Annotated in this window: 16 protein-coding genes; 15 read left to right on the forward strand and 1 reads right to left on the reverse strand. The window is 42.6% G+C overall.

Annotated features, from left to right (window positions below; translation table 11 throughout):
- Positions 1-143 precede the first annotated feature (143 nt).
- Positions 144-599 carry a GNAT family N-acetyltransferase gene (locus HC965_RS23595; RefSeq protein ID WP_191033776.1) on the forward strand — a complete coding sequence of 152 codons (456 nt, stop codon included), beginning with the start codon at positions 144-146 and terminating at the stop codon, positions 597-599.
- Positions 600-632: 33 nt separating this feature from the next.
- Positions 633-998 (forward strand): DUF6463 family protein, encoded by a 366-nt coding sequence (locus HC965_RS23600; protein WP_191033777.1) that lies wholly within the window; start codon positions 633-635, stop codon positions 996-998.
- Positions 999-1,045: 47 nt separating this feature from the next.
- On the opposite strand, the gene HC965_RS23605 is transcribed toward HC965_RS23600, so the two are convergent.
- Positions 1,046-1,918, reverse strand: a complete 873-nt coding sequence (locus tag HC965_RS23605) for an AraC family transcriptional regulator (protein WP_191033778.1) — start codon at positions 1,916-1,918, stop codon at positions 1,046-1,048.
- A 263-nt stretch (positions 1,919-2,181) separates the two neighbouring features.
- On the opposite strand from HC965_RS23605, the gene HC965_RS23610 reads away from it, so the two are divergent.
- The 13 genes from HC965_RS23610 to HC965_RS23670 all read left to right on the forward strand — a co-directional run bounded on the left by HC965_RS23610 (position 2,182) and on the right by HC965_RS23670 (position 15,141).
- Entirely contained in the window at positions 2,182-2,994 is an 813-nt protein-coding gene (locus HC965_RS23610; RefSeq protein WP_191033779.1) for a DUF3307 domain-containing protein, read from the forward strand.
- A 113-nt stretch (positions 2,995-3,107) separates the two neighbouring features.
- Positions 3,108-3,650: a hypothetical protein gene (locus HC965_RS23615; RefSeq protein WP_191033780.1), complete on the forward strand. Its 543-nt coding sequence runs from the start codon at positions 3,108-3,110 to the stop codon at positions 3,648-3,650.
- Positions 3,651-3,774: 124 nt separating this feature from the next.
- Positions 3,775-4,338 carry a YdeI family protein gene (locus HC965_RS23620; RefSeq protein ID WP_191033781.1) on the forward strand — a complete coding sequence of 188 codons (564 nt, stop codon included), beginning with the start codon at positions 3,775-3,777 and terminating at the stop codon, positions 4,336-4,338.
- 1,098 nt (positions 4,339-5,436) lie between these two features.
- Positions 5,437-5,931 carry a hypothetical protein gene (locus HC965_RS23625; RefSeq protein ID WP_191033782.1) on the forward strand — a complete coding sequence of 165 codons (495 nt, stop codon included), beginning with the start codon at positions 5,437-5,439 and terminating at the stop codon, positions 5,929-5,931.
- A gap of 401 nt (positions 5,932-6,332) precedes the next feature.
- Positions 6,333-7,469, forward strand: a complete 1,137-nt coding sequence (locus HC965_RS23630; protein WP_191033783.1) for an N-acetyltransferase — start codon at positions 6,333-6,335, stop codon at positions 7,467-7,469.
- 14 nt (positions 7,470-7,483) lie between these two features.
- Complete coding sequence (locus HC965_RS23635; RefSeq protein ID WP_191033784.1) at positions 7,484-8,704, forward strand: beta-ketoacyl synthase; 1,221 nt, start codon at positions 7,484-7,486, stop codon at positions 8,702-8,704.
- Positions 8,705-8,730: 26 nt separating this feature from the next.
- Positions 8,731-8,982: an acyl carrier protein gene (locus HC965_RS23640; protein WP_191033785.1), complete on the forward strand. Its 252-nt coding sequence runs from the start codon at positions 8,731-8,733 to the stop codon at positions 8,980-8,982.
- Positions 8,975-9,403: a beta-hydroxyacyl-ACP dehydratase gene (locus tag HC965_RS23645; protein WP_191033786.1), complete on the forward strand. Its 429-nt coding sequence runs from the start codon at positions 8,975-8,977 to the stop codon at positions 9,401-9,403. The genes HC965_RS23640 and HC965_RS23645 overlap by 8 nt, the downstream gene beginning before the upstream one ends.
- A gap of 19 nt (positions 9,404-9,422) precedes the next feature.
- Positions 9,423-9,788 (forward strand): beta-hydroxyacyl-ACP dehydratase, encoded by a 366-nt coding sequence (locus tag HC965_RS23650; RefSeq protein WP_191033787.1) that lies wholly within the window; start codon positions 9,423-9,425, stop codon positions 9,786-9,788.
- Positions 9,785-12,271, forward strand: a complete 2,487-nt coding sequence (locus HC965_RS23655) for an MMPL family transporter (protein WP_191033788.1) — start codon at positions 9,785-9,787, stop codon at positions 12,269-12,271. The genes HC965_RS23650 and HC965_RS23655 overlap by 4 nt, the downstream gene beginning before the upstream one ends.
- On the forward strand, positions 12,268-13,743 hold the full coding sequence (locus HC965_RS23660; RefSeq protein ID WP_191033789.1) for an NAD(P)/FAD-dependent oxidoreductase: 1,476 nt from the start codon (positions 12,268-12,270) through the stop codon (positions 13,741-13,743). The genes HC965_RS23655 and HC965_RS23660 overlap by 4 nt, the downstream gene beginning before the upstream one ends.
- A 14-nt stretch (positions 13,744-13,757) precedes the next feature.
- Positions 13,758-14,486, forward strand: a complete 729-nt coding sequence (gene fabG / locus HC965_RS23665) for a 3-oxoacyl-ACP reductase FabG (protein ID WP_191033790.1) — start codon at positions 13,758-13,760, stop codon at positions 14,484-14,486.
- Between the two features lie 25 nt (positions 14,487-14,511).
- The gene (locus tag HC965_RS23670; protein WP_191033791.1) at positions 14,512-15,141 is read left to right on the forward strand and encodes an outer membrane lipoprotein carrier protein LolA; all 630 of its coding nucleotides are present in this window, start codon (positions 14,512-14,514) and stop codon (positions 15,139-15,141) included.
- The last annotated feature ends 1 nt before the right edge of the window (position 15,142 follow it).

A 15,142-nucleotide genomic window follows, 5' to 3' on the forward strand; every position in this document is an offset into this window, starting at 1 on the left:
CCCTCACCCTAAATATCGCTATATTGCAACAAATTACAAATATAATTTAGAATGAAGTGCAAAGCCTTTTCAGATAGTTTCAGACTGCACTAACTAACTAACTAACTAACTAACTAACGATACACAAAACCAATAAAGATTATATGAATATCATTTCACTTCGAAAATCACCCCAATATTTAGAAAGAGCTATTGCCTATTTTCAAAGCAAATGGGCGGACAATGACTCAAAGATGGTTTATGACGACTGTTTCAGACATTCCATCACAACAGAAAGTCCTATTCCCCAATGGTATCTTTTAATGAAAGATGATGAAATCGTCGGGTGTGCAGGTCTTATAACCAATGATTTTAATTCTCGTATGGACTTATATCCCTGGCTGGCAGCTTTGTTCATAGAAGAAAAATATAGAGGAAATAATTATGCGAACCTTTTAATAGAACAGGTAAAGAAAGAAACGTTGGCAATAGGGTATTCAAAATTATATCTAAGTACGCACCATACTTCATATTATGAACGCTTTGGCTTTACTTATATAGGAGAATGTTATCATCCGTGGGGTGAGCACTCCCGGGTATATGAAATTGACTTGAAATAAACAAGATATTAATCAAATACTAAAAACAAGCATATGAAACTTTGGAAATATAGTGGAACATTTTTAACAGCAACAGGAATCATTCATACGATTTATGCATTATTTATTGGGAAAGATGCCTTTTCTGAAATGCTCGGAAATGGATTGATAAACTCTGTTGGGGAAAATTTCAGTCTGGGATTTGCTTTCTGGTTCTTAATCTGTGGAATAATGCTTATTCTTTGGGGAGAAACACTCCAATATTATATCAGAAAAGAACAGAAACCGGCACCTGCATTTTTAGGTTATGCTCTCCTGCTGTTTACCATAATTGGCTGCATCATTGAGCCAGTCTCCGGTTTTTGGCTTTTCTTGCCACAAGCAATAATCATTATTTATTCAAATATCAAAACAAAATAACATAGTATATCACTCAATCAATATTTAGAGAATATCCCTTAGCAATATCAAAGAACACTCTTCCTGTATTTAGTCGGGCTGACGCCAGTTTTTCTTTTAAAGTATTTGCTAAGGAAAGACTGGTCTGAAAAATTCAGGTCGAAAGCAATATCCTGAAGGGATTCATTGGTGGACTGCAAGCGTATCTTTATTTCAGAAATCACATAATCATCAATCCACTTTTTAGCGTTCCTTCCATCCATTTCCAGAACAACCATAGAGAGATACTTTACACTTATATTCAGTTTGTTTGCATAAAACAAGACCTCCCTGTTTATTCTATAATCTTCCATCACAAACCGGGCAAACTGTTCAAAAAGCTCCATTTTTCGTGTTTTACCAGTCAAGCCATTATTCAATAATTTATAAATGCTATTATACAATTCCAAATAGTATACGCGTACCAAATTCAGAATTATATCTCTGCGACAGACATTGCACCTATCATCAAAAGCAGACTTCAGCATTTCAAATCTTCGCATTTCAACTTTTATATTTTCATACGAATCGTGGCATATCACCTGTTCTTTGAAGAAAGTAGTAAACTCAGGAGGAAACCGAAACAAAACTTCAGTCAGAGCCGCTGCGGAAACCGTAAAATACATCACTTCAAGATTTTCACTCATTGCTTTTACACCCACAATCTGTCCGGGAAATAACACAAGAAAGGTATTCCTGCAAATATACAGTTCTTTCCTATCCACTGCCATTCTTATTTCACCATTCAGACATATGCAGACAATGGCTTCCTGCACTCTAAGAATACCACTTACAAAAGGAAGTTTTCTGTCAGATAATTCGACACGAAAATCCTCCTCTATTTGCTTGTTTTGAAACAGAGGAGTATTGCCTGCCTGTATATTAGTTTTATTCTTAACCATATTGAAGTTATTTCGCATTGATTTAACAAATATACGAAAAAAAGGCAAATCCAGTACCGAAATCGGCAAATGCCGGGCATAGAAAAATGCCGAAATTTGCATGATGAAAAGAAGTACAAATTACTCACATTTTAAACTTTACAGAATGAATGAAAGAAAACAAGAAAAGAATTTGTGGATAAAGATTAAAAAAGAACCTGCGTAAGTGTCCGGTAAGACAGTTAATCATATGTTTAATTATCAATCATATCAAATTACTTAAAATGGAAAAAATATTAGTTGCACAAATTATCGCTCATTACATAGCAGATTTTTACCTTCTGCCTAAATCCATTTGGAAAGGTAAACGTAATAATATCATACGTTCATGGCATATTTATGTCCATACATTAATCGTATTTTTCACATCAGCGGTATTGACTCCGGCTTATGACTTTATATTATATGCAGCATTGATTGCTACATCCCATTATGTGATTGATTCACTGCTGGAATATTCAGAGCATCTGTTGCTGGCATACCGTATGAAACAAAATAACAGTACAGAAAACGAGAATAAAGAAAGATGCAAGTTTTCAGAATTTTTCTTTTCAGACCAACTCTTACACATGTTGTCCATTTATATCTTTGTAAGGTTGTATTGTGCCAATGGAGGTTCCACGCCCGTTTATTTCAATACTCTATCCTTAAGGATTATGCTTATTGTATGCTGTATCATATTCTGCCTTAAACCGACAAGTATTTACATTAAGAATTACCTGAGGGGATTGAGGCTGACATCTCCTAAAGAAGAATCTTCCATCACAATGGAAAGCGGAGTAGGACTTGACAGGGCAGGAAGAGAAATAGGTTATATTGAGCGGACTGTTACTTTATTGCTAGTCCTACTTGGACAATATACGGCAATCGGCTTTATTCTTACAGCCAAATCCGTACTCAGATATGCGAATATTCAGTTTAAGAAAACGGAATATGTATTAACCGGTACGCTTTTTAGTTTCGGGATAGCTATCATTGTCGGAATACTGCTTGAAGAAGGTGTTTGGGAATACATCATACATTATATCTCCATTTAATCGTCTTCGATATACCGGAAGGATACATTTAATATCTTTTCATAGATTAAGTATGGGGTAGAGTTTTATTTGGCCTATCTTTAGCCCGAATATTTATTATTATAAATTACATTATGAGAAAAGCAATTTTTGTTTTCGTAGCATCTGCATTTGTATCGTTTACATATGCTCAGGATGCGAATTTCGATGTCTACAAGAGAATCGAATCGGATAAGGTGTTGAACCTGTCAGCCGACCAAATTGCAAAAATCAAAAAGTTAAATCGAGAAATCGGACCTAAATTCAGAGCTATCGGAAAGAGCAACTTACCAGGTTATGAGAAAGGAAGGAGAAAGAGGGAGCTAGCCCTTGAGCACAAAGCAGCCATCAGAGAAATTCTCAATGAAGGCCAAATTGGCAGATGGGAGCACCGCTATGGAAGTATGGATTACAACGATGGGATGAAGAATATCGTTGGTGAAAAATACGATGCCCGCCTGGAACAACTGGAAAGAAAGTTTGAGCAGGAAAAAGAAGCTATTGAAGATAGCAACTTGCCTAAAGATGTCAAGAAAGACAAGATCAAGGCGCTCAAGAATGAGTACAAAGCGGAAAAAGAACGTTTAAAACATGAACGTAATGTCGCTAAAGCTCATGTAACCGGAGAGATACGATAAGGAATAAGGTAGAAAGGAGACTGTCTCAAAGTTGAGTTCAGTCTCTTTTTTCTTCGTCATACCCTCGGAGATAGTAAACACGATACCCCAAAGAATATTCTTGGAAAATTATAAATAACCTGTCATGTCAATAGAAATAAAATATTTTGAAAACAGAAAAGAGTGGCGAGAGTGGCTGGCTGCCAACTTTGAGACTGCCAATGAAATTTGGTTTGTATTTCCCTGCAAATCTTCGGGCGAAAAAAGCATTACATACAACGATGCTGTTGAAGAAGCCCTCTGTTTCGAATGGATTGACAGTACAATAAAGGCGCTTGACAAAGAACATAAGATTCAGCATTTCACGCCTAGAAATCCTAAGAGTACCTATTCACAAGCCAATAAAGAAAGGCTGAAATGGTTATTGGAAAATAAGATGATACACCCTAAATTTGAAGATAAAATACGTAATGTCTTGTCTGTTCCTTTTGTTTTTCCCAATGATATAATGGACAGGCTGAAAGAAGATAAGATTATATGGGGGAATTATCAACGTTTTTCCGACACATACAAACGTATCCGGATAGCATATATTGAAGCTGCGAGGAAACGACCGGAAGAATTTGAAAAGCGATTAAATAACTTTATCAATAAGACGAAAGAAAATAAAAGAATAACAGGATTTGGAGGAATTGAGAAGTACTATTAATCCAAATATACTTTATCTGCACTTTACTCTCATCATATCTCTACACTCCCCTATCCTGTATCGTTCTGATTTTAGCGGTTCTTTTGCAATTTAGTTGAATTATTCATTATCGTATAGAAATGAATTAAACGTATCGGCATAAATAGTTCCTGCATATTCCTATTTATTATATGGGTTGCAATTAATTTCCAGTTACACATAAATTTAATCGTCTGACTATAGTGCTTCTTTCGTCTGACTATAGTTGAACTTCCGTCTAACTATAGTCAGACGAAAAAGAAACTATAGTCAGACGATTAGATCTGTGCATAGCAAGTATTAGTTTTCGGTGAATAAAGAACTAGTACTTGCTATGAATAATTTTATTCGTCTGACAGTTGTTGTCTTTTCGTCTGACAGCTGTTAAACTTTCGTCTGACAGCTGTTGAATTTGCGTCTGACAGCTGTCAGACGAATAGATTTATGTATAAACTGGAGCTAATTGTAATCCATATAATAAATAGGGATATGCAAGAACTATTTATACCGATACGTTTAATTCAAAACAGTACGATAATGAACGATAAAAAAAACAGTTCATCACCATCCGGGCTATACACTTTGCACAAAACTTCCAGTATTTATTCCCGTATTTCCAATATATTTCAAAAAAATCACATATCTTTGTCATGCACTTTCAGCCCATCGGCGTGATGAAACTGGTGGAAAGTGTTTTTTTATTTCCTTTATGGAGTAAAGAATGTATTGTCTCTCTGATTCGAAAATAGCAAGTTCCAAGCAAGGAGAGATGATACAACAGATACTCCACGTGAACGGATGTATATCAACATATTCGTAAGAGATGTGTTATATATAAACGATTGGCGTGGGTGTCTGTTGTTATCATTATCTTTTGCAAGGGTATTGCTAGCCTCGAATCAAGATAATGGTGCAACAGCATCTACGCCTTTCTTGTGTCCGGTCGGTTTGTTCTCATAATCCGCAACATCCCTAAACACTCCACCCGCCGGATTATAGAAAGCATAGATGCTTGTTGTACTAATATAAAAAAGAGGTTTCCCCTCTTTTCATTGTATCACACATAAAAAAACAAACGCTATGGCAGAATGGATTAGCACAAAAGAAGCGGCCAAGAAGTACAATATTGATGAAAGTTATATTCAGCTTTGGGTGGATATGAAAGCAGTCACTGCATACTTCAAAGATGGCAGAAATTTAGTTTACGATGAAAGCCTTCAAGGTATATTGAAAGTCAGGGAGCAAGGGGATAACTCGGTATATGTCAGAATATTAGAACGGTTTTGCATAGGCAGATCCGAAACGTGTATAACTTATGCTTACCTCCTGGGTGCACGTGACAAAGAACTCCTATTATATAAAGAAGCGCAATCCGAACGGGATGCATTACGAAGAATGTGGCTGGAGCAAAACGACCAAATGCGGGATTTGGCAATAGAGCTAGCTTTGGAGCAGGACGACTGCCACCAATGTTGGCTGAAAAAGCTGTGCCTGAAGGTGAAAAAGATCAGTAAGAAAATCGAGAAAATAAAAAGAAGAAAAAAGAGACGAAAAGCAAATAATTCCATAAAATAATAAGACATTATCCATTTATTTTCAGAAAAAAGAGCATAAGAGCAAAAGAAAAAGCAAGATACCATCAAAAGATTGCATAGAAAATTTGTTCTTGTGTTCTTCTATCTGAAACATCTCCTCTTCGCGCGCACGTTCTTATTTACGTTTATAAAAAAACAGGTATTACTAGACGGATAACACACAATAGAACAACACATTACGAAAGAATAATTAAATCAGTCCTCATACAAACAACCAAGAAAGAAGTGTTCTCTTTTTCATCAGAATCTCTGAAAAAACGGAATTGTTCGCCGTATTTTCTCCCGAAAATATCCTTTTAGTCCGCAAAACTGGTTGATATGGAGCAAGTTTCCTTACAAATTTTGCGAGTATAAAAAACCTTTCATATTTTTACCCCCATTATGAAAGCTATCAGTGTAAAAAAGGTTGGAACGAAACGTGAAATGGACGATTTCGTGAAGTTCGCAGGTTGGCTGTATGCAGGCTGTCAATATTACGTTCCTGACTTGGAAATGGACATTCGTGATACATTTGATTCACGTAAGAATGCAGGATTGGAATTTTCCGACATACAGCCTTTCATTGCATATAATGAGGAGGGAAAAGTGGTCGGCCGCATAGCGGGCATCATCAATCATCGTGCCAATGAGAAGTGGCAGAAAAAGAATGTACGGTTTGGCTTCATAGATTTTATTGATGACACGCAGGTGTCGGCGGCATTGCTCAAAGCTGTGGAGCAGTGGGGCAAGGAGCATGGCATGGAGTATATACAAGGGCCGATGGGTATCTTCGATTTTGATAAGGAAGGCATGCTTATCGAGGATTTCGATAAGATGGGGTCGATGATTACAATCTATAATTATCCGTATTATCCTGAACATATGGCGATGCTGGGCTATGAGAAGGAAGTGGACTGGGTGCAGATCTGCATTGAAGTGCCCGAAGAAGTACCGTCCAAGTATGCGCGGGTAGCCAAATTGTCGAAAGAAATGTTCGGACTGCATATGAAAAAGCTGACGAATGAGGATGTGTCGAAGCGTGGATACGGAAAGAAGGTGTTCGATCTGCTGAATACGGCGTATGCTCCCCTGTTCGGCTATACGGAATTATCCGATAAGCAGGTGGATATGTATGTAGACCGGTATTTTCCGCTGATAGATAAACAGATGTTGCCTATCATAGAGAATGACAAAGGCGAAGTAGTCGGAGTGGCTATTACCATGGGAAGCCTGTCTCGTGCCTTGCAAAAGGCAAAAGGGAAGATTTTCCCTTTCGGATGGTATCATCTGGCACGTGCGCTGAAGTGGAAAAGCGAGGAGAAGGCGGAATTGCTTTTGATTGCCGTGCGTCCCGATTATCAGGGGTTGGGGGTGAATGCTTTGTTTTTTGATGATCTTATACCTGTCTATAATAAACGGCATTTCAAATGGGCGGAAACAGGGCCGCAACTGGAAGACAATATCAAGGAACTTACCCAATGGAAACCGCTGAATCCCACATTGACTAAGAGAAGACGATGCTATAAAAAGAAACTATAAAACGATAAAGAAGTATGAAAAGAAGAGTAGTGATAACAGGCATGGGAATATGGTCGTGTCTCGGAAAAACACTCGAAGAGGTACGCGATTCGCTATATAGCGGAAAGAGTGGTATTATCTTCAGCCAGGAACGAAAGCATGCCGGTTTTCGTTCAGCGTTATGTGCCAATATAGAAACTCCTGATCTCAAACCGTTCATTCCACGCAACTTACGACATTTCATGCCTGAAGAAGCTCAATATGCTTATATGGCGACACGTTCGGCGCTCGAAAACGCAAGGCTAGATCAGGATTATATCGACAGTCACGAGGTGGGCATTATCTATGGTAATGATTCGGTGGCAGAGGCTACCATGCAGGCGCTTGATAAGTTTCGTGAGTTCAAGGATACGTCGGCTTGCGGCAGCGGCGCTATTTTTCAGTCGATGAATTCTACTGTGACGATGAATCTTGCGTGTCTGTTCAGACTGCGGGGAATTAACCTGACGGCTTCGGCTGCCTGCGCTTCGGGTTCACAGTCCATAGGGTTGGCACATACGCTTATACGCAACGGGTTGCAGAATTGCGTCATATGCGGAGGGGCACAGGAAGCGAACCTGTACAGTGTGGCTTCGTTCGATGGTATCCAGTCGTTTTCTATTCGTGAGGATGAGCCGGCAAAGGCGAGCCGTCCTTTCGACCGTGACCGGGATGGTTTGGTGCCGGGTGGCGGTGCGGCTACGGTGATAGTCGAGAGTTATGAACATGCCGTGAAACGCGGTGCGCCGATACTTGCCGAAATCGTCAGTTGGGGATTTTCGGGGAATGGGGATCATATTTCGACTCCGAATGTAGAAGGGCCGGCACGTTCATTGGAATTATGCCTGGAGAACGGGGGGATTCATCCGCATCAGATAGGGTATATCAATGCGCATGCGACTTCAACACGCATCGGCGACAGCAGGGAAGCATCGGCCATCGCCCGTATATTCGGAAATTACAAGGTTCCTGTGACATCTACCAAGAGTCAGACGGGGCATGAGATGTGGATGGCGGGTGCCAGTGAGCTGATTTATTCGATGTTGATGATGAAGAACGGTTTCATAGCGGGAAATATCAATTTCGAGAATCCCGATGAAGAAACAGCCTGCATCCATATAGTGCCGGAGACACGGGAGACGCATTTCGATATGTTCCTTTCCAATTCCTTCGGGTTCGGCGGAACAAATTCAACTCTTATCGTAAAAAACTTATAATATATACATTTAAAAACTAGATGATTATGACACGTGAAAACATTATCGAGCAGGTAAATGCCATACTGGCTGAAGAATTTGAAGTTGATTCAACACTTTTTACACCGGACGCGAATGTGAAAGAAACGCTTTCTTTGGATAGCCTGAGTCTTGTGGATCTTGTGGCGATTATCCAGCATACGTATAAGATAAAGATACCTGTGACGGACTTGCAGCAGATTCAGACTTTCAATAATCTTTATGACTATATAGAGTCACATTTCGGACAGAATGGGTAATGAAGATATAAAGAAGCTCGTTCCGCAACGCGATCCTATCTTGATGGTCGACAGTCTGATGGAAGTGGATGGTGATGTAGCTGTCACCTGTCTGAGCGTCAGAGCCGACAATTATTTCATAGATGAAGATCGCCTGCTTGCCGAACCGGGGATTATAGAACATATCGCCCAGTCGGCTTCGGCATTTGCGGGATACAGGGCGATGCTGGCGGGAGCTGCCGAGCCGCCTATGGGATATATCGGTGAGGTGAAGAAATTCCGTTGTTACCGTTGTCCCCAGGTGGGTGATGAATTGCGTACCACTATTACTATGGGGGCGGAAATGGCCGGGGTGACTATCATTACCGGTGAAGTCCGGTTTTCCGGCGGAGATGAGATAGTAGCTGACACGCAAATGAAGATTTTCATTAAAACAGAATGATTAAACAACAAGGTCTGCCATGCTACTTGAGAATAATTATTATAGGATAATTGACAGGCACAGTGACGGGATGAGTGCTGTTTACCGCATTACCTTTTTGCCCGGTTGCGATGTCTATCGCGGGCATTTTCCCGGCCGTCCGGTATGTCCCGGCGTTTGTAACATCGGGATGATAAAGGAATGTGCCATGATGCTGACAGGCAAAAGGTTGTGGATTAGCACCATCAAGCAATGCCGCTTGACGGCGGTTGCTACGCCTGCGGTTTGTCCGGAAGTGGATGTGGCAGTCAGCGTCTCTCCTACCGACGGGGGATTCACCGTCACGGCAACAATTACCGATACTGAAAGAACGTACATGGAGTACAAAGGAGACATGATTGTATGACAGAAATCTGCATAAGAATTTATCGCTTTTTCCGTAATCACCGGGCTGTATTTTGGCTGTCGATGATTGCTTTATATGCCTTCTTCGGATATTTCGCTTCGAAAATATACCTGGAAGAGGATATAAACAAGCTAATGCCTTCGTCGAAGAATGAGGACGGCAGTACCAAACTGGCTTTTGCCAATCTGCGTATCAAGGACAAGACTTTCCTGCTTTTTGAGGGGAAAGACGGAGCTTCCGTGGAACATATCACGGAGATATGCGATGCGTTCATTGATTCCCTGGAAGCGAAAAACGCGGCTATGGATTCTACGCGGCAGATTATCGGAAATGTTTTTTATAAACTGCCGAATGATTTGATGCCGGATATCATTGATTATCTAAGTGCCCACTTGCCGGCTTATATTGACACGGGTGTTTATGCGCGTCTTGACACGATGCTTACTACTCAGCAGATGAGCCGGCAGATGCAGGCGAACCGCAAAGATTTGCTAAGTCCGGTGGGGAGTATGTTTCCTGAACTTATAGAGATGGACCCCGTGGGATTGCGCAATCTGCTTATGGAGCAGATGAAGCCTTTCACGGAGGGGGCGGCAGGTAGTTACAAGACGATTGACGGACATTTCTTTGTGCAGGATTCTACGGTGTGCGTGGCATTTATCACGCCGATGTATTCGGCTACCAATACAGGACAGGGCTCTACCTTGTTCCGCATACTGAATGAGCAGATAGAGCAGTTTTCCGCAAGTGCGCCGGATGTAAAAATCAGCTATCACGGCACTCCTGCCAGTGGGTTCTACAATTCATGGCGGATTAAGTCGGACTTGAAGGAGACAATTATCGGTTCGTTGATACTGGTGCTTATCTTTATTTTTATCTGTTTCCGCAATTATGATACGATACCGTTATTGCTGCTTCCTGTTGTGTTCGGCACGTTGTTCGGGCTTGCGGCGATGTACTTTATCAAAGGGCATTTCTCACTGTTGGCACTCGGCATCGGGGCGGTGGTGTTGGGGGTGGCACTTAGTTATGTGCTGCACATTATCACACATTCCAAGTATATCAATGACCCTGAACAGGTGCTTCGCGATCAGGTGAAACCGGTTTGTTTGGGATGTCTCACTACTATCGGGTCTTTTATGGGGCTTATCTTCATTCAGACGGAACTGTTACAGGATTTCGGCCTGTTTGCCGCTTTTGCCATTGTAGGAACTACGTTCTTCAGTCTTGTTTTCTTGCCGCAGTTCCTCAATCCTAAGAAGAATAAGGTGAATCAGCGTGCGTTTGCCATTATCGACCGTATCAATGCTTATCCGTTCGACCGTAAGAAACCTTTGCTTTTCACGATATTTGCCGTTGCAGTGGTATGCATAGGGTTCTACATTGCCGGGGGTACGCAGTTTGATGCCGATATGCACAATTTGGGGTATAAGGCCGAGAGTACTTCGTATTCGGAGAATCTGCTTCGTTCCAAGACACATACGGGAGATAAGCAGAAGTATTTTGCCAGTTCGGGGACGACAATGGAAGAAGCTATCGAAAACTTCGAGATGATGGCGGGGAAACTCGACTCTTTGCAAAAAGCCGGACTTGTGAAAAGTTATACGCATACGAACCGGATATTTGTGCCTATGCAGGTGCAACAGCAACGGATTGATGCATGGAAGAACTTTTGGACGGAAGAACGGTTGCAGCTTGTACGGAATCTGATTGACAAGACTGCTCCCGAAGCGGGACTTCGTCCCGACGCGTTCGCTCCTTTCTTTGAGTTTGCGACTGCTGATTATGAGCCTGACGAGCTCTATAAAGCGGGGATTATTCCCGAAGGGTATCAGTCTACTTTGATGGAACAGTCTTACAATGGCGAGTATCTGTGTTTTACATCCGTGAGATGCAAAAATGATTCTGTCCACAGCAAGGAAAGTGATTACAACCGGATTTGTGACGCGGTGGTTTCATCGCCTGAGTTGCTTGTGCTGGATACTTATTATTATACCACTGACACGTTGATTCAACTGAATGATGACTTCAATGTGCTGCAATGGGTTTCGATGCTCTTTGTGCTTGTTGTGCTTTTCTTTAGTTTCCGTTTCAATATTAAGCATACTTTGCTCGGTTTCATGCCGATTTTGTCGAGTTGGCTTATTGTGCTGGGCGCGATGGTGATTTTCGACATGCGGTTCAATCTTATCAATATCATCATTTCGACATTTATCTTCGGGATAGGTGTGGATTACAGCATATTTGTGATGAACGGTCTTATCGGCGGGAAAGAGAATTCACGGTTGTTGGGGTATCACAAGACGGCTATATTCTTTAGTGCGGTGATTCTGATTGTGACGGTGAGTTCCATGTTGTTCGCTGAGCATCCTGCTATCAAGTCGGTGGGATTCTCTACGCTTGTGGGGATGATTTCGGCAGTGGTGCTGTCTTATGTGGTGCAGCCTGCCATTTTCAGAATGATTAATAAGAATAAGGAATGAAATACGATGTAATTATCATAGGCAGCGGATTGGGCGGACTGGAGTGTGCACACATTCTCTCGAAGGCCGGTATGAGTGTTCTTTTGCTTGAAAGGGGAACACAGGCCGGTGGCTGCCTTCAAAGTTACAGGCGGAACGGGCTGTCTTTCGATACGGGATTCCACTATGTGGGCGGGCTTGATGAAGGGCAGTCGCTACATTCTGCGTTCAGGCATTTGGGATTGTTGCGGCTTCCGTGGCAGCGGATGGATGCTCATTTCGATCGGGTGACGATAGGGAATCGTACGTTTGCTTTTGCACAAGGGTATGAGGAGTTTGTCGATACATTGGCGGCAGAGTTTCCTCGGGAGCGTGGTGCGTTGGGCAGGTATGCAGAGATGTTGAAGCAGTCTGGCGAGCAGCAGCTTGATGCGTTGAATCCGCAAGCGGGGGAATTGTTACATTCTCACAGACTTTTTGAGACGGGGGCGTATCCATATCTGACGGAGACTTTTCAGGATTCACTTCTGATAAATGTACTTTCCGGCACTTCGCTGAAAATGGAACTGCGGAAGGAGTCGCTGCCACTGTTTACTTTCGCTCATGGGAATGGTAGTTTTATCGAGAGTAGTTGGCGGTTGAAGGGAGACGGTTCGTTGATTGTCCGTTCGCTCGTGGATGATATTCGTATGCATGGCGGGGAGATTGTCTGCAATGCCGAAGTGCGGGAGTTGGTGGAGAAAGACGGAAAACTGGTGCGTGCGGTATGTGCTGACGGGGAGAGTTATGAAGGTGATGTTTTCATCAGTAATGTTCATCCTGCCGTTACTTGCAGTTGGGTGAAGCAGAGTGAAAGGATGAAGAAAGTGTATCGCAACCGCATGGCGCGTTTGGAGAATACGTTCGGTATGTTCACTGTATCGCTTCGTATCAAGCCACGGATGCTCCGGTATTTCAATTGGAATCAGTATGTGTATAAGCGGCCTGATGTGTGGACGTTTTATCTTGGTGATGGGGCTGTCAGTGGAGTGCTGGTTAGTTGCCGGCTACCGGAAGACGGCAGTGAATATACGCAGCAGGTGGATTTGCTTACGCCGATGATGTGGAGCAAGTGCGGGGCATGGAGTGATACGAAGGTGGGGCGTCGCGGTGATGAATATAAGGCTATGAAAAGGCGTGTGGCCGATGAGTGCGTCATGTTGGCTGAGCAGTTCATACCCGGACTTTGGAATATGGTGACAGGGTGCTATGTCAGTACGCCACTCACCTATCGTGATTATACGCTTACGCCGGAAGGTTCCGCTTATGGTCTGCGAAAGGATTTCAATCATCCGATGACTACCCTGCTTTCACCACGTACACCGATTCCGAATTTATTCCTTACGGGACAGAATCTGATGTTGCACGGGCTGCATGGCGTGACAATGACAACGCTTTTCACTTGTGCGGAAATACTTGGGAAAGAGCGGATATGGGATATAGTAAAAAACTAAAAATAGATAGAACTATGAAGTATGCATTAGTAACCGGTGGCAGCCGTGGCATTGGCCGCGCTGTCAGTGTGAAACTGGCCCGGATGGGTTATCATATCATTATCAATTATGCAAGCAACGCCACGGAAGCTGAAAAGACGCTCGAGCTGGTGCGGCAGGCGGGTCAGGATGGGGAGATGCTGAAATTTGACGTGAGTAATCATCAGCAGGCCCGCGAAGCTATCGAGTCGTGGGAAAGTGTTCATCCTGAAGAATATATCGAAGTGTTGGTTAATAATGCGGGGATTCGTCGTGACAATATTATGGCTTTCATGCCGGAAGAGGATTGGCGGCGGGTGCTCAATATCACTCTCGATGGTTTTTACAATGTGACGCAGCCTTTACTGCAACCGATGTTGGTTCATAAGTTCGGACGTATCATCAATATGGCAAGTGTGAGCGGTCTGAAAGGGATGCCGGGACAGACGAATTATTCTGCGGCAAAGGGGGGTATCATAGCCGCCACGAAGGCACTGGCGCAGGAGGTGGCACGCAAGAATGTGACTGTCAATGCGGTGGCACCGGGCTTTATCAGGACGGATATGGTGGAAGGGTTGGATGAGGAAGCGTTGAAGAAGACTATTCCGGCCAATCGTTTCGGTACTCCCGAAGAGGTAGCCGAGTTAGTGGGATTCCTGGTTTCGCCTGATGCCGGTTATATCACCGGCGATGTGATTTCGATTAATGGGGGACTCTATACTTAATTTTTTTATGCTTAAACCACCTTATATGAAAAGACTATTTACCCTGTTCATCTCTGCTACCTTCGCGTGTGTCACTCTGTTTGCACAGGAAAGTGACATACGGAAGGTAGCAGTACACTACAAGAACATGAAAACAATGACGGCTACTGCCACCCGTACCAAACATAATGCGGCAGTGGCGGACGATGCTGCCTTCAAAGGGGAATTCTACTTCAAGAATCCCGACAAGATGTGTATGATATTCAATGACGGAAAGGATATGCTGTTGATGGACGGCAGCGTCTTTACGATGGTCAATAACGGGAAAAAGAGTATTGCCAAAGGGGAGACTGCCAGGCAGTTCGAATCGCTTCTGGTTGTTTTCAAGCATCTTATGTCGGGGAAAGAGAATGATGACACAATCAATGAACTGGCGGCTGTGGAAATCACGAAGCAGAATCATATGTGTGTCGTGACGGTCACTCCCGTTGTTTCGGATGCAAAGGCAAAGCGACGGTTGATGTTCACGTCATTCGTATTAACTATCGACACTCAATCATCCGAATTTAAGAGTCTGCGTATGAATGAGAGAGGTAAGAATTATACGCAATATGACCTTTCAGGCTATGTGCTCGATGGCGTAGTCAATGATAGTGTCTTTCATCCGGAGTTTTAAC

This window comes from Bacteroides sp. GM023, from assembly GCF_014750685.1.
Taxonomy (GTDB): Bacteria; Bacteroidota; Bacteroidia; order Bacteroidales; family Bacteroidaceae; genus Bacteroides.

Excerpts from the sequence above, each read along its gene's own strand:
- HC965_RS23595 (WP_191033776.1), top strand. The coding sequence starts at position 144 with ATGAATATCATTTCACTTCGAAAATCACCCCAATATTTAGAAAGAGCT.
- HC965_RS23600 (WP_191033777.1), top strand. The coding sequence starts at position 633 with ATGAAACTTTGGAAATATAGTGGAACATTTTTAACAGCAACAGGAATC.
- HC965_RS23605 (WP_191033778.1), bottom strand. The coding sequence starts at position 1,918 with ATGGTTAAGAATAAAACTAATATACAGGCAGGCAATACTCCTCTGTTT.
- HC965_RS23610 (WP_191033779.1), top strand. The coding sequence starts at position 2,182 with ATGGAAAAAATATTAGTTGCACAAATTATCGCTCATTACATAGCAGAT.
- HC965_RS23615 (WP_191033780.1), top strand. The coding sequence starts at position 3,108 with ATGAGAAAAGCAATTTTTGTTTTCGTAGCATCTGCATTTGTATCGTTT.
- HC965_RS23620 (WP_191033781.1), top strand. The coding sequence starts at position 3,775 with ATGTCAATAGAAATAAAATATTTTGAAAACAGAAAAGAGTGGCGAGAG.
- HC965_RS23625 (WP_191033782.1), top strand. The coding sequence starts at position 5,437 with ATGGCAGAATGGATTAGCACAAAAGAAGCGGCCAAGAAGTACAATATT.
- HC965_RS23630 (WP_191033783.1), top strand. The coding sequence starts at position 6,333 with ATGAAAGCTATCAGTGTAAAAAAGGTTGGAACGAAACGTGAAATGGAC.
- HC965_RS23635 (WP_191033784.1), top strand. The coding sequence starts at position 7,484 with ATGAAAAGAAGAGTAGTGATAACAGGCATGGGAATATGGTCGTGTCTC.
- HC965_RS23640 (WP_191033785.1), top strand. The coding sequence starts at position 8,731 with ATGACACGTGAAAACATTATCGAGCAGGTAAATGCCATACTGGCTGAA.
- HC965_RS23645 (WP_191033786.1), top strand. The coding sequence starts at position 8,975 with ATGGGTAATGAAGATATAAAGAAGCTCGTTCCGCAACGCGATCCTATC.
- HC965_RS23650 (WP_191033787.1), top strand. The coding sequence starts at position 9,423 with ATGCTACTTGAGAATAATTATTATAGGATAATTGACAGGCACAGTGAC.
- HC965_RS23655 (WP_191033788.1), top strand. The coding sequence starts at position 9,785 with ATGACAGAAATCTGCATAAGAATTTATCGCTTTTTCCGTAATCACCGG.
- HC965_RS23660 (WP_191033789.1), top strand. The coding sequence starts at position 12,268 with ATGAAATACGATGTAATTATCATAGGCAGCGGATTGGGCGGACTGGAG.
- fabG (WP_191033790.1), top strand. The coding sequence starts at position 13,758 with ATGAAGTATGCATTAGTAACCGGTGGCAGCCGTGGCATTGGCCGCGCT.
- HC965_RS23670 (WP_191033791.1), top strand. The coding sequence starts at position 14,512 with ATGAAAAGACTATTTACCCTGTTCATCTCTGCTACCTTCGCGTGTGTC.